The organism is Bradyrhizobium sp. BR 10289 (genome assembly GCF_019455385.1).
Taxonomy (GTDB): Bacteria; Pseudomonadota; Alphaproteobacteria; order Rhizobiales; family Xanthobacteraceae; genus Bradyrhizobium.
Window position 1 is genome coordinate 212,202 of sequence record NZ_JACOFR010000003.1, and the last position, 13,465, is coordinate 225,666.

Annotated in this window: 10 protein-coding genes; 5 read left to right on the forward strand and 5 right to left on the reverse strand. The window is 65.2% G+C overall.

Annotation, left to right across the window (positions count from 1 at the left end):
* Positions 1-63: 63 nt before the first annotated feature.
* Together metF and metH are read left to right on the forward strand one after the other, a co-directional pair.
* Positions 64-984, forward strand: coding sequence for a methylenetetrahydrofolate reductase [NAD(P)H] (gene metF, locus HYH08_RS07630; protein WP_220009149.1), 921 nt, complete (start codon positions 64-66; stop codon positions 982-984).
* A gap of 6 nt (positions 985-990) precedes the next feature.
* Complete coding sequence (metH, locus tag HYH08_RS07635) at positions 991-4,848, forward strand: methionine synthase (RefSeq protein WP_220009150.1); 3,858 nt, start codon at positions 991-993, stop codon at positions 4,846-4,848.
* A gap of 82 nt (positions 4,849-4,930) precedes the next feature.
* Here the strand turns inward: metH and HYH08_RS07640 are convergent, their stop codons facing one another.
* The gene (locus HYH08_RS07640; RefSeq protein ID WP_220009151.1) at positions 4,931-5,560 is read right to left on the reverse strand and encodes a glutathione S-transferase family protein; all 630 of its coding nucleotides are present in this window, start codon (positions 5,558-5,560) and stop codon (positions 4,931-4,933) included.
* Positions 5,561-5,708: 148 nt separating this feature from the next.
* Between HYH08_RS07640 and HYH08_RS07645 the strand changes: the two genes are divergently transcribed.
* Positions 5,709-6,122 (forward strand): DUF6636 domain-containing protein, encoded by a 414-nt coding sequence (locus tag HYH08_RS07645; protein WP_220009152.1) that lies wholly within the window; start codon positions 5,709-5,711, stop codon positions 6,120-6,122.
* A 219-nt stretch (positions 6,123-6,341) separates the two neighbouring features.
* Here the strand turns inward: HYH08_RS07645 and HYH08_RS07650 are convergent, their stop codons facing one another.
* Positions 6,342-6,935 carry a GNAT family N-acetyltransferase gene (locus HYH08_RS07650; RefSeq protein ID WP_220009153.1) on the reverse strand — a complete coding sequence of 198 codons (594 nt, stop codon included), beginning with the start codon at positions 6,933-6,935 and terminating at the stop codon, positions 6,342-6,344.
* Between the two features lie 235 nt (positions 6,936-7,170).
* Positions 7,171-8,673 (reverse strand): glycerol kinase GlpK, encoded by a 1,503-nt coding sequence (gene glpK / locus HYH08_RS07655; RefSeq protein WP_220009154.1) that lies wholly within the window; start codon positions 8,671-8,673, stop codon positions 7,171-7,173.
* 200 nt (positions 8,674-8,873) lie between these two features.
* Between glpK and HYH08_RS07660 the strand changes: the two genes are divergently transcribed.
* Positions 8,874-10,232, forward strand: coding sequence for an MBOAT family O-acyltransferase (locus HYH08_RS07660; RefSeq protein WP_220009155.1), 1,359 nt, complete (start codon positions 8,874-8,876; stop codon positions 10,230-10,232).
* 2 nt (positions 10,233-10,234) lie between these two features.
* Complete coding sequence (locus HYH08_RS07665) at positions 10,235-11,116, forward strand: SGNH/GDSL hydrolase family protein (protein ID WP_220009156.1); 882 nt, start codon at positions 10,235-10,237, stop codon at positions 11,114-11,116.
* Positions 11,117-11,220: 104 nt separating this feature from the next.
* On the opposite strand, the gene HYH08_RS07670 is transcribed toward HYH08_RS07665, so the two are convergent.
* On the reverse strand, positions 11,221-11,994 hold the full coding sequence (locus HYH08_RS07670) for an SDR family NAD(P)-dependent oxidoreductase (protein ID WP_220009157.1): 774 nt from the start codon (positions 11,992-11,994) through the stop codon (positions 11,221-11,223).
* A 153-nt stretch (positions 11,995-12,147) separates the two neighbouring features.
* Entirely contained in the window at positions 12,148-13,290 is a 1,143-nt protein-coding gene (pimD, locus tag HYH08_RS07675; RefSeq protein ID WP_220009158.1) for a pimeloyl-CoA dehydrogenase small subunit, read from the reverse strand.
* Positions 13,291-13,465: the final 175 nt, after the last annotated feature.

Here is a 13,465-nt window from a genome sequence, read left to right on the forward strand (position 1 = left end):
TCTCCCATCTAGACCTGACCGCCGGCCGCCAAAATCTGGCAGGCCCTTGGAGTGAGTGGTGCCATGACCGAGTTGACGACGCCTGCCCACAGCGACGGGCAAGACGGGCACCTGAAGCGGCCTGCGATCTCGTTCGAGTTCTTTCCGCCCAAGACGGAAGACATGGAACGCAGTCTCTGGGAGACCATCAACCGGCTGGCCCCGCTCGATCCGAAATTCGTCTCGGTGACCTATGGCGCCGGCGGCTCGACCCGCGAGCGCACCCATTCCACCATCGCGCGCATCCTGAAGGAAACCGCGCTGCTGCCGGCGGCGCACCTGACCTGCGTCGGCGCCTCGCGCGGCGAGATCGACGAGATCGTCGACCGCTATCACGAGGTCGGCGTCCGCCACATCGTGGCCTTGCGCGGCGATCCCGTCGGCGGCATCGGCACGCCCTACGCCGCGCATCCCGACGGCTATCAGAGCTCGGCCGAGCTTGTCGCCGGCATCAAGAAGCGCCATGGCGATATCGAAGTGTCCGTGTCCGCCTATCCCGAGAAGCATCCCGAAGCGCGCGACTTCGATGCCGATATCGACACGCTGAAGGCCAAGGTCGATGCCGGTGCGACGCGCGCGATCACGCAGGTGTTCTTCGATAACGACTTCTACTTCCGCTATCTCGACCGCGTCCGCGCCCGCGGCATCGACATCCCGATCGTGCCGGGCATCATGCCCATGCACAATTTCAAGCAGGCGCGCAATTTCGTCACTCGAAACGGCACCAGCGTGCCCGACTGGCTCGCCGCGAAATTCGAGGGCCTCGACGGCGATGCCGAGACCCGCAAGCTGGTGGCCGCGACGGTTGCCGCCGGCCAGGTGCAGAAGCTGGCCAAGCACGGCGTCGACACCTTCCATTTCTACACCATGAACCGCGCCGATCTCGTGTTCGCGATCAGCCATTTGCTCGGCATTCGCGCCAAGAGCGTGCAGAAGGCGGCGTAAGACGACATGACCGTTTCCATCTCTCCGAAGCGAACTGCCCTTCTCAATGCCGCACGCGAGCGCATCCTCGTGCTCGACGGCGCCATGGGCACGATGATCCAGAATCTGCAGTTCGACGAAGCCGCCTTCCGCGGCGAGCGCTTCAAGAATTTTCATCGCGACCTGCGCGGCAACAATGACCTCTTGATCCTGACCCAGCCGCAGGCGATCGAGGACATCCACGCAGCCTACTTGCGCGCCGGCGCCGACATCATCGCGACCAACACCTTCTCCACGACCTCGATCGCGCAGGCCGATTACGATCTCACCGACATCGTCTATGAGATGGCGCGCGAAGGCGCCCGCCTCGCCGGCAACGCCGCCCGCCGCGTCGAGGCCGAGGACGGCAAGCCGCGCTTCGTCGCCGGCGCCATCGGCCCGACCAACCGCACCGCCTCGATCTCGCCCGACGTGTCCAATCCCGGCTATCGCGCCGTCACCTTCGACGACCTGCGCAAATCCTATGGCGAACAGATCAACGGCATGCTCGACGGCGGCGTCGATCTCTTGCTGGTCGAGACCATCTTCGACACGCTGAACGCCAAGGCGGCGCTTTATGCGATCGCCGAGATCACGGAGCAGCGCGGCATCGACGTGCCGGTGATGGTGTCAGGCACCATCACCGACAAATCCGGTCGCCTGCTGTCGGGCCAGATGCCGGAAGCGTTCTGGAATTCGGTGCGGCACGCAAAACCCATCACCATCGGCTTCAACTGCGCGCTCGGCGCGGAAGACCTTCGCGCGCACATCGCCGATATCGGCCGCGTCGCCGACACGCTGGTCTGCGCCTATCCGAACGCCGGCCTGCCCAACGAATTCGGCCAATATGACGAGACGCCTGAGTACATGGCGCGCCTGGTCGGCGAATTCGCGCGGGATGGCCTCGTCAACATCGTCGGCGGTTGCTGCGGCACCACGCCGGAGCATATCGCGGCGATCGCCGCTGCGGTTGCCCCGCACAAGCCGCGCATCGTGCCCGAGATCGCACCACGCTTGCGTCTCTCCGGCCTCGAGCCGTTCGTGCTGACGGATGCCATTCCCTTCGTCAATGTCGGCGAGCGCACCAACGTCACCGGCTCGGCGCGCTTCCGCAAGCTGATCACCAACGGCGACTACACCGCCGCTCTTCAAGTGGCGCGTGACCAGGTCGAGAACGGCGCGCAGATCATCGACGTCAACATGGACGAGGGCCTGCTTGACTCCGAAGCGGCGATGGTGACCTTCCTCAACCTCGTCGCCGCCGAGCCCGACATCGCCCGGGTCCCTGTCATGGTCGACTCGTCGAAGTTTTCCGTGATCGAGGCCGGTCTGAAATGCGTGCAGGGCAAGCCGGTCGTCAATTCGATCTCGATGAAGGAAGGCGAGGAAAAATTCATTCACGAGGCGAAGATCGCGCGCCGCCACGGTGCGGCGGTGGTGGTGATAGCGTTCGACGAGGCCGGCCAGGCCGACACGTTCGCGCGCAAGACCGAGATCTGCAAGCGCGCCTACGACATCCTGGTGAACAAGGTCGGCTTCCCGCCCGAGGACATCATCTTCGATCCCAATATCTTCGCGATCGCGACCGGCATCGAGGAGCACAACAATTACGGCGTCGACTTCATCGAGGCGACGCGCTGGATCCGCCAGAACCTGCCGGGCGCGCATATCTCCGGCGGGGTGTCGAACCTGTCGTTCTCGTTCCGCGGCAACGAGCCGGTGCGCGAAGCCATGCACTCGGTGTTCCTGTATCACGCCATCAAGGCCGGCATGGACATGGGCATCGTCAATGCCGGTCAGATGATCGTCTATGACGACATCGATCCGGAGCTGCGGCAGGTGTGCGAGGACGTCGTCCTCAACCGCGATCCCGGGGCTTCCGAGCGCCTGTTGGCGCTCGCCGAAAAATTCCGCGGCAAGAAGACCGAGAGCAAGGAAGCTGATCTTGCCTGGCGCGAATGGCCGGTGGAGAAGCGGCTGTCGCATTCGCTGGTCCATGGCATCACCGAGTTCATCGAAGTCGACACGGAAGAAGCCCGCAAGAATTCGTCGCGTCCGCTCGACGTGATCGAGGGCCCGCTGATGGCCGGCATGAACGTGGTCGGCGACCTCTTCGGCGACGGCAAGATGTTCCTGCCCCAGGTGGTGAAGTCGGCGCGCGTGATGAAGCAGGCGGTGGCCTGGCTGATGCCGTTCATGGAGGAAGAGAAGGCGCGCAACGCCGCGAACGGCGTCGGCACGGAGGCCTCTTCGTCCGCCGGCAAGATCGTGCTCGCGACCGTCAAGGGCGATGTCCACGACATCGGCAAGAACATCGTCGGCATCGTGCTCCAGTGCAACAATTTCGAGGTCATCGACCTCGGCGTGATGGTGCCGGCCGCCAAGATCGTCGAGACCGTGAAGGCGGAGAAGGCCGACATCGTCGGGCTCTCCGGCCTGATCACGCCCTCGCTCGACGAGATGGCGTTCTTCGCCGGCGAATTGCAGCGCGAGGGCCTCAAGCTGCCGCTCCTGATCGGCGGCGCCACGACGAGCCGCGTGCATACCGCCGTGAAGATCGACCCGAGCTATCGCGCCGGTCCGGTCGTGCACGTCAACGACGCCAGCCGCGCTGTCGGCGTTGCCTCCTCGCTGCTGTCGCCGGAGAAGCGCGAAGCCTATGCCGCCGAGGTGCGTGCCGAATACGCAAAAATCTCGGAGGCGCATCTGCGGGCTCAGGCCGACAAGAAGCGGCTGAGGCTGGCCGATGCCCGCGCCAACCGCGTGCCGGTGGACTTTGCGAAGAACAAGCCGGTGAAGCCGACCTTCCTCGGCACCCGCAGCTTCGACGACTACGACCTTGCCGAATTGGTGCCCTATATCGACTGGACGCCGTTCTTCCAGACCTGGGAGCTGGCCGGGCGCTTTCCCGCGATCCTCAAGGACGAGAAGGTCGGCGAGGTCGCGCGCTCGCTTTATGACGATGCGCGCAAGATGCTCGACACCATCGTCAAGGAGAAATGGTTCCGGGCGCGCGCGACGATCGGCTTCTGGCCGGCCAATGCGCAAGGCGACGACATCGTGCTCTATGCCGACGACAGCCGCACCAAGAAGATCGCGACGCTGCACACGCTGCGCCAGCAGCTCGAGAAGCGCGAGGGCCGTTTCAACGCCGCGCTGTCCGACTTCATCGCGCCCGCGGGTACGCCGGACTATGTCGGCGGCTTCGTGGTCACCGCCGGGATCGGCGAGGATGCAGTTGCAGACCGCTTCAAGAAGGCCAATGACGACTACTCGTCGATCCTGTGCAAGGCGCTGGCTGACCGTCTTGCGGAAGCCTTCGCCGAGCGCATGCATGCCCGCGTGCGCCGCGAGTTCTGGGCCTACGCACCCGACGAGGCGCTCTCCAACGACGAGATGATCCTGGAGAAGTACCAGGGCATCCGCCCCGCGCCCGGCTATCCCGCGCAGCCCGATCACACCGAGAAGGCGACGCTGTTCGAACTGCTCGATGCGGAAGCGACCGCCGGCGTCAAGCTGACCGAGAGCTTTGCGATGTGGCCGGGCAGCAGCGTCTCCGGGCTCTATTTCGCCAGCCCCGAGAGCTATTACTTCGGCGTCGGCAAGATCGAGCGCGACCAGGTCGAGGACTACGCCGCGCGCAAGGGCATGACGGTGGCGGAAGCCGAGCGCTGGCTGGCGCCGGTGCTGAACTACATCCCGTCGCGAGAGGCCGCCTTCGCGGCGACGCCCGCGAATGACGAGACCTCGAAGGACCTGAGCTCGAAGGATCTGGCCTCGCATCCGCCGGGCTGCACCTGCGCGGTGCATCTGGTCTGGCAGAAGAAGCGCGCGGGGGCGGGGTAGAGCCGCGGCCGTCAGTCTCATGTCCCGGACGCGGTGCGGCGCGAAGTGCCGCGCCGCAGAGCCGGGGCACGAGGGCGCGCCCTCACCCCTTCGGCGGCGCGAGTGGCTGCACGATCTCCTGGAACGGTGGCAGCGCCTCGCAGCGATCGGCATGGGCGCTCAGCGCCGGATAGCGCGCTTCGTCGAACAGCTGCGGATGCGCTTCGCGGGTGAAGCGGACGACGCAGGCGACAACGATGTCGGCATGACCGATGCGCATCCCGAGCCAGTACGGCGTCGTCACCGTGGCGCGCTCGGCCTCGAGCACCTTCAGCACGTCGCCGATCTGCGCTTGGCAACGCTCGACCCACAGCGCGAGCTGCTCCTTCCGCAGCACCCGCTCGTAAAGCAGGCTGACCGCCTTGTCGCCGAGACCTGAGGCGAGCGCACAGATGCGCAGATGTTTTCGCCGTTCGGCGCCGCTGCGCGGCAGCATCGCCTTGGCCTCGCCCACGAGCTCGTCGAGATGATCGAGGATGAAGGTGCTCTCGATCAGCGCCTCGCCGTCGTCGAGCACCAGCGTCGGCACCCGGCGCAGCGGATTGTACGGCGCGATCTTGTCGGCATCGCCGAAGGTCGACCACGGCCTGTGCTCGAAGGCGAGCCCGTAGAGCCGCAGCGCGATCGCGACGCGGCGGACGAAGGGGGAGTCGTATTGGCCGATCAGGAACATGGTTGTCGCTCGTCTCGATGAGAGGCCCGGCAGGGCCGTCCAGTTCATCGTCAATGCGCGCCGCGCGCAACAAAAATCTCGAAAGGAGAGATTGCGCATCCCACAACAACGCGGAATCAATATGCGGCCATCCAGTCCGGAGCCTGCCATGCCGTTGCGATCATTCGCCGTGCTCGTCCTGCTCGCCGTGGCAAGCCTCGCCCACGCCCAGGACCGGCCGATCGGCTTCCAGACGCCGTCGAAGAACATCGCCTGCCAGTTCTACACCGAGAATGGCCAGGGCGTGCTTCGCTGCGACATCATGAACATGGAGACGCGCCCGGGCCGGCCCGCCGATTGCGAGCTCGACTACGGCCACGCCTTCGAGATGAGCGCCAAGGGCAGCGCAGGCCGCATCTGTGCCGGCGACACCGTGATGGACCCGTCATTGCCGGTGCTGGCCTATGGCGAGGTGTGGCAGCGGGCGGGATTCACGTGCCGGTCGGAGCAGACGGGGCTGACGTGCTTCAACGCGATGCAGAAGGGGTTCTCGCTGGCGCGGGCGGAGCAGAAGGTGTTTTGAGGGATCGTTGCCACAGACTCGACCGTCATCCTGAGGTGCGAGGCTTGCGATGCGCGAGCATTGCAAGGGGAGCCTCGAAGGATGGGCCAAATGCGCTTGCAGCCATCCTTCGAGACGCGCAAGAGCGCGCACCTCAGGATGACGGCGGGGCGTGAGGAGGCAGCCTGGATTGCTTCGTCGCAAGAGCTCTCGCAATGACGGTGGAGAGGCAGCGGCGCACTATTCGATGATCGGCACATGCCGCGCCGCATCGCGCGGCGCCGTGCCGTCGAGGCGCGGATCGTCGGCCACCTCGATCTGGCGGCGGAAAGGGCGGAAGCCGGAGCGCTGGTAGAATGCGACGGCTGAGGGATGGTCGAAGGTGCAGGTGTGCACCCAGACGCGACGGACGTCGCCGGACCATGCGCGCTCCAGCGCGCGGTTCATCAGGAAGCGGGCGGCGCCGGTGCCGATCAGGCCGGCGGTGACGCCGAAATAGACCAGCTCGCACTGGCCGGGCTCGCGGAAATCCAGTTCGAGCAGGCCTTCGTCGCGACCGTTAACCGTCAGCGCGTAGACCTCCACGTCAGGCGCGTGGATGATGGCGGCGAGTGCCGCGTCATTCATACGCGGGCGCGAGAACCACAACCACTCCTCGCCGACGCGGCGGAAGAGGTCGCGGTACCAGGGGAGCGCGGGTGTATCGACCTTGCGCAGGGACCAGCTGCCTGGCGGATCATCGCGCCCCACGGGAGGTGCGGTCATCTCCAGATGGGTGACGACGGCGGCGATCTTGCCGGCGGGGATATCGGAATAGCCGTCGGGGAGGATCATGCGATGTGGCCCACTCACTGAAACGACCAAGTCTGCCTTCTTTGCCTCTCCCGCCTGCGGGAGAGGCCGACGCGCTCGCAGAGCGCGGCGGGTGAGGGCTCTCGCCACCCAGGGACATTCTCGGCATTTCTCGACCATCCCGCCGCGGAGAGACCCCCACCCCAGCCCTCCCCCGCAAGCGGGAGAGGGAGCCGGACGTTCGTGCGCACCTTACACGAAGGAGGCTTTTTGCTTGCTATTCCCCCTCATCACTCGCCAGCACGCCCTTCACTGCCCTCGCCCAGCCCGCCAGCTTCCGCTCGCGCGTGGCCTGGCTCATGTTCGGCTTGAAGCGGTGCTCGAGGCGCCAATTGTCGGCGAATTTGGTCGGCTCGGGATAGACGCCGGCATTCAGGCCGGCGAGATAGGCCGCGCCGAGTGCCGTGGTCTCCTGGATCACGGGACGATCGACCGGGGCGTCGAGGAGATCGGCGAGACGCTGCATGGTCCAGTCCGATGCGGTCATGCCGCCGTCGACGCGGAGCACGACGCTCGCCCCCTCCGAGCTCGGCCAGTCCGCGCGCATCGCAGCCCAGAGGTCGAAGGTCTGGTAGCAGACGCTTTCCAGGGCGGCATGGGCGAGCTCGGCCGGGCCGGTGTTGCGGGTGAGGCCGAAGAGCGCGCCGCGAACCCGCGGATTCCAGTAGGGTGCGCCCATGCCGACGAAGGCAGGCACCAGATAGACGCTCTGCAGGGAGTCCGACTGGTCGGCGAGCGGCCCGGTCTCGGCGGCGTGCTTGATGATGCCGAGACCGTCGCGCAGCCACTGCACCGCCGAGCCTGCGACGAAGATCGAGCCTTCGAGCGCGTAGGTGCGCTTGCCATCGAGCTGGTAGGCGACGGTGGTGAGCAGCTTGTTCTTGGACACGACGGGCGTCGTGCCGGTGTTGAGCAGCGCAAAGCAGCCGGTGCCGTAGGTGGATTTCATCATGCCCGGGCGGAAGCAGGCCTGGCCGATGGTCGCGGCCTGCTGGTCGCCGGCGATGCCGGAGATGGAAATAGTGCCGCCGAACAGATCGGGCGTGCTCTCGCCGAAGCGGGCCGAGGAATCCTTCACCTCGGGCAGCATCGAGCGCGGCACGCCGATGATCTCCAGCAGCTCGTCGTCCCACTCACCGGTGTGGATGTTGAACAGCAGCGTGCGCGAGGCGTTGGTGGCGTCGGTGGCGTGCACCTTGCCGCCGGTGAGGCGCCAGAGCAGGTAGCAGTCGATGGTGCCGAACATCAATTCGCCGCGCGCGGCACGGCCCCGCGCGCCGGGAACGTGGTCGAGGATCCAGGCGGCTTTCGTCCCAGAGAAATAGGGATCGATGATCAGGCCGGTCTTCTCGGAGATGACAGGCTCGCGGCCGTCTGCTTTCAATTTTGCGCAGATATCGGCGGTGCGGCGGTCCTGCCAGACGATGGCGCGGTGCACGGCCTGCCCGGTGGCGCGGTCCCACACCACGGTAGTCTCGCGCTGATTGGTGATGCCGATCGCGGCGATGTCCTTGGCGGAGATGCCGGCCTGCTCGATCGCTTCGCGACAGACCATCACCGTCGAGGTCCAGATGTCCTCCGGCTCATGCTCGACCCAGCCCGAAGCCGGAAAATGCTGCGGAAACTCCTGCTGCGCGCGGGCCGCAATCGAGATGTCGCTGCGAAAAACGATCGCGCGCGAGGAGGTGGTGCCCTGGTCGATGGCGAGGACGAAAGACATGGTGGCTTACCTTGGCGTTTTTTCGGTGTTTCCCCTGGAGGGGATCATTGTGTCGCGCCAAAGGGAGCGGATTGGAGGCGGAAGGTCAAGGTGGAGGTTGAGGAGGGCGAACCGGGTGGGCGGCACACGTCCAGTTCAACCCGGGAGACTAGGAGAGCGGCGGCGAAGATGGTACATGCCGGACGGCAGTTCGGTTCGGCATGACATTCACTTCCTTTCAGTTCGGCGTGTTCGTTGCGGTCGTGTTCGGCGCCTATTATTGGCCGCCACTGCGCCGCTTCCAGGTCCAGCTGCTCGTGCTTGCAAGCCTGGTGTTCTACGGCTCCGGCCAGCCGACTCTGCTGCCGCTGCTGCTGCTCGCCGTGCTCGGAACCCATCTCTGCCTGGTGCTGGCGTTCGACAATCGCGCGGTGTGGATGCCTGCCGGCATCGCCTTCAACCTCGCACTGCTGGCGTTCTTCAAATACAAGCTGCTGTTCATCGATCCGGCCGCAATGCACCCGACCGGCCTAGCGCCGCTGGACGTGCTGCTGCGATTGCCGCTGCCGATCGGCATCTCGTTCTTCGTGTTTCACAACATCAGCATGCTGGTCGACCTGACGCGGGAGAAGCGGCCGCCGCCGCTGCGGGACGTGTTCCTCTACATCATCTTCTTTCCGCAGCTCGTATCCGGACCGATCACTCGCGCCGGCCAGTTCATGCCGCAAATCGCACCCAAGCGGCTTGCCGACGTCGACTTCGTCGAGGCGGCCAAGTGGGTCCTGACCGGTTATTTCTTCAAGCTGTACGTGGCCAACAATCTCAACGAAATGACGTCCTACATGGACTATCCGCTCTATGAGACGGTGGCCACGCCCGACCGCTGGCTACTGCTGTTCCTGTACAGCTACCAGATCTATGCGGACTTCTTCGGCTATTCGGCCATCGCGCTCGGCCTCGCCCTGCTGTTCGGCTACCGCCTGCCCGTCAACTTCAACCTGCCCTACATCTCGACATCGTTCTCCGAGTTCTGGACGCGCTGGCACATTTCATTGTCCACCTGGCTCAGGACCTATCTCTACATCCCGCTCGGCGGCAACAGAAATGGGCCTGTCAGGACCTGCCTCAACCTGATGATCGTGATGACGCTCGGCGGACTCTGGCACGGCGCGAGCCTGAGCTACGCGCTGTGGGGCATGCTGCATGGCCTGCTGCTCGTCGTCGAGCGGCCGTTCCTGAAGGTGCTGGGCGAAGCCGGTCCCGCTGTGCGGGTCCTCCGCATGAGCGCCGTGTTCTTCTGCGTGACTATGCTCTGGATCTTCTTCAAGCTGCCGAACTTCGATCACGCGCTCGGCTATCTCTCGGGCATGTTCGCCCCGACGGACAATCCAAATCCGACCAAACTGTTCCGCAATATGGCCCTACTCTATGCCCTCCCTGTCCTGATCCAGCACCTCGGCATCGGCGCGCTGCTCGACGGCAAATTGCGGCGGTGGGAGCCGTATCTCTATGGCGCACTCGCGGCGATGGCCTGGCTCGAAGCCGGGCCTGATGCCGCCTTCATCTATTTCCAGTTCTGACGATGGCAGAGATCTCCGGCTTCCCATGGCTGATCAGATGCGCGGGCGCCGCGGCAGTGCTGCTGCTTGCATGCGGCCTTGCCACGGCGCGCTTCGGCGCCGCGCTCCAACAGCCAACCGTCACGACGCGCGACGGCTCCATCGTCACGCTCAACCGCTACATCAAGCAGCCCGCGCCCGACCTCGTGCTGGTCGGCAGCTCGGTCGCCTGGCGTGTAAAAGAGGACTATTTCTCGCGGCCAGGCGTCCGCAATCTTGCTCTCGCCGGCGGCTCCCCCGTCACCGGCCTTGAGATCATCGCGAAGCAGAGAAGCGTGCCGAAGATCGTCCTGATCGAGACCAATGTTCTCACGCGCCTGCCCGACCCGGCGCTGGTCAGCAAATTCTCCGGCGGCGCGGGAAACGAGGCGCTATTCCTGCGGCCGGTGCGAACGGCGGTTGCCGCCTACGAGACGTGGAATCACGCTCCGCCCGATTCCGCAGAGGCGCGCGCCGGACGGGATCGCCTGCTCGGCGAGCCGCCGAGCAATTTCGACAACAAGGTCTATCTCGATCGGGCCGTAGAGCAGATGAACGACGAGGACCCGACCGCTCCGACGAACGCGAACGCGGCGCGGATCCGGGCGCTCATCGACGACCTCGAACGCCGAGGATCAAGCGCCTTCCTGCTCGAGATTCCCTTCGCAACCGAGATCGAGGACTCGCGCATGGTCAGGACGAGCAAGGCGATCATCCACGCAGCCTTCCCGGACCCCGCGAGCTGGCTGACGATCCATCCGCGGCTGGACGAATTGCGCTGGGCCGATGGCGTGCATCTCGACGAGCGATCCGCCCTGCTTATCGCGCGTGCCATCGAGAACGCCTTGGCAGAGCGCGGCCGCTAAGCGCGATGCGATCAGGATGCATAGTCATCGCGCCTTTGGGTTATTGTTCGAGCATGATCTTTCCGGAAAACCGCTGCGCATTTTTCCGGATCATGCTCTGGCGGCTACACCGCCGCCGTCGTGACGCCGCCGTCGATGACGATGGTCTGGCCGGTCATGAAGCTCGAGGCATCCGAAGCCAGATACGCGACCGCGCCCGCGATTTCGTCGGGTTCGCCGATGCGGCGCAGCGGCGTGGTGGCAGTGCGGCGCTTCAGCAGAGCTTCGTCTTCCCACAGGGCGCGGGCGAAATCGGTTTTGACGAGGCCGGGCGCGATGCAATTGACGCGGACGCCTTTCGGGCCCCATTCGCCGGCGAGCGAGCGGCACAGCGCGAAATCGGCGGCCTTGGAGATGCCGTAGGCGCCGATGACCGTCGAGCCGCGCAGGCCGCCGATCGAGGAGATGATGACGACGGAGCCGTTGCCGCGCTCCGCCATCTGCGGGATCGCGAGCGCGGAGAGCCAGATGTTGCTCTTGACGTTTGAGCCCATGATCTTGTCGAAGGCCTCGTCGGTGATGTCGAGCAGCGGGCCGTAATAGGGGTTCACCGCGGCGTTGCAGACGAGGATGTCGATCTTGCCGTAATGCTTCGTCGCGCCCGAGATCAGCGCCTCGACCTCGTTCTTGCGCGCGATGTTGCAGGGGATGACGGTGGCGTCCCCACCCGAAGCGTTGATGCCGTCGGCGACTTCCTTGCAGGCGTCGGCCTTGCGGGAGGAGACGACGACCTTGGCGCCGAGTTTTGCGAGCAGTTCGGCCGACGAGCGGCCGATGCCGCGGCTGGAGCCGGTGACGACGGCGACTTTTCCGGTGAGATCGAACGGGGTGTTTTTCATCCTAATGGCTCCCTCTTGTGTTTCGTGCTCGCCCCGCTGTCATGGCCGGGCTCGTCCCGGCCATCCACGTTCTTCGTACCGTTAAGACGTGGATGCCCGGGTCAAGCCCGGGCATGACGATCTTTGTGTGGCTGACGCCTCGCGATACGACGATCAGATCAACCCGCCCGCATCGGCGACGCGGCGCTGGTGGTAGTCGGTGTCGCCAAACGTGTTCTCGATCATGGTGAGACGCTTGAAGTAGTGGCCAATCTTGGCCTCCATGGTCATGCCGATGCCGCCGTGGAGCTGGATCGACTGCTGTCCGACGAACTTGGCCGACTTGCCGATCTGCACCTTGGCGGCGGCGATGGCGTTGCTGCGCTCCTTGGCGTTCTCGAAATCGTTCGCCATGGTCGCGAACATCGACATCGAGCGCGCCTGCTCGGTCGCGACGAACATGTCGGAGGCGCGGTGCTGCAGCGACTGGAACGAGCCGATCGCGACGCCGAACTGTTTTCGGGTCTTGATGTACTCGACGGTGGTCTTGAGCGACTCATCCATCAGGCCGACGGCCTCGGCACAGAGCGCGACGCGGGCTTCGTCCACGACGCGCTCGATCAACGCGAGTGAATCGTCGGGATTGCCGATCGCCGCATCCGCGCCGACCTCAACACCGGTGAAGCTGATGTCGGCTGCGTGCAGGCCGTCCTGGGTCGGATACGATTTCTTGGTCACGCCCTTGGCGTTCGCGGGCACCAGGAACACGCCAACGCCGGTCTTGTCGCGGCGGTCGCCCTTAGTGCGCGCCGTGACGACCAGCGTGTCCGCGTTCTCGCCGTTCAGCACGACGAATTTTTCGCCGTCGATGACCCAGCCGTCGCCCTTCTTCTTCGCGGTCGTGGCGACGTCGAAGAGATCATAGCGCGAGTTCTTCTCCAGCTGGGCGAACGCCAGCGTCTTGCTGCCGTCGATGATGCCGGGCGCATGCGCGGCCTTTTGCGCGTCGCTGCCAGCGTGGCGCAGGAAGCCGCCGCCGATCACGACCGTTGCCAGATACGGCTCGAGCACCAGCGCCTTGCCGAGCGCTTCCATCACGATCATGGTCTCGACGCCGCCGCCGCCGAAGCCACCATCGGCCTCGCTGAAGGGCAGGCCGAGCAGGCCCTGCTCGGCGAGCTTGAGCCAGACGGTTTTGCTCCAGCCGCCCTTCTCCTTCATGTATTTCTTGCGGCTCTCGAAATCGTAGGAATCGGTCAGCAGGCCGTCGATGCTGTCCTTGAGAAGCCGCTGCTCCTCGCTCAGATCAAAATCCATTTCTGTTTCCTCAAGTCATCAGTGTGTGCGTTGCGCGGGGTGCCTCTTCACCTCTCCCCGCTTGCGGGGAGAGGTCGACGCGTGAAGCGCGTCGGGTGAGGGGGTACCGCTCTCGCGACGATCATTGCTCGGAGAGGCCCCTCACCCCGACCCTCTCCCCGTAAGGACGGGGAGA

What these genes read in the sequence shown, in the direction of transcription:
- glpK (WP_220009154.1), bottom strand. Translation starts at nt 8,673, where the DNA reads ATGTCTTTCGTCCTCGCCATCGACCAGGGCACCACCTCCTCGCGCGCG.
- HYH08_RS07640 (WP_220009151.1), bottom strand. Translation starts at nt 5,560, where the DNA reads ATGTTCCTGATCGGCCAATACGACTCCCCCTTCGTCCGCCGCGTCGCG.
- HYH08_RS07660 (WP_220009155.1), top strand. Translation starts at nt 8,874, where the DNA reads ATGACATTCACTTCCTTTCAGTTCGGCGTGTTCGTTGCGGTCGTGTTC.
- pimD (WP_220009158.1), bottom strand. Translation starts at nt 13,290, where the DNA reads ATGGATTTTGATCTGAGCGAGGAGCAGCGGCTTCTCAAGGACAGCATC.
- HYH08_RS07670 (WP_220009157.1), bottom strand. Translation starts at nt 11,994, where the DNA reads ATGAAAAACACCCCGTTCGATCTCACCGGAAAAGTCGCCGTCGTCACC.
- metH (WP_220009150.1), top strand. Translation starts at nt 991, where the DNA reads ATGACCGTTTCCATCTCTCCGAAGCGAACTGCCCTTCTCAATGCCGCA.
- HYH08_RS07665 (WP_220009156.1), top strand. Translation starts at nt 10,235, where the DNA reads ATGGCAGAGATCTCCGGCTTCCCATGGCTGATCAGATGCGCGGGCGCC.
- metF (WP_220009149.1), top strand. Translation starts at nt 64, where the DNA reads ATGACCGAGTTGACGACGCCTGCCCACAGCGACGGGCAAGACGGGCAC.
- HYH08_RS07645 (WP_220009152.1), top strand. Translation starts at nt 5,709, where the DNA reads ATGCCGTTGCGATCATTCGCCGTGCTCGTCCTGCTCGCCGTGGCAAGC.
- HYH08_RS07650 (WP_220009153.1), bottom strand. Translation starts at nt 6,935, where the DNA reads ATGATCCTCCCCGACGGCTATTCCGATATCCCCGCCGGCAAGATCGCC.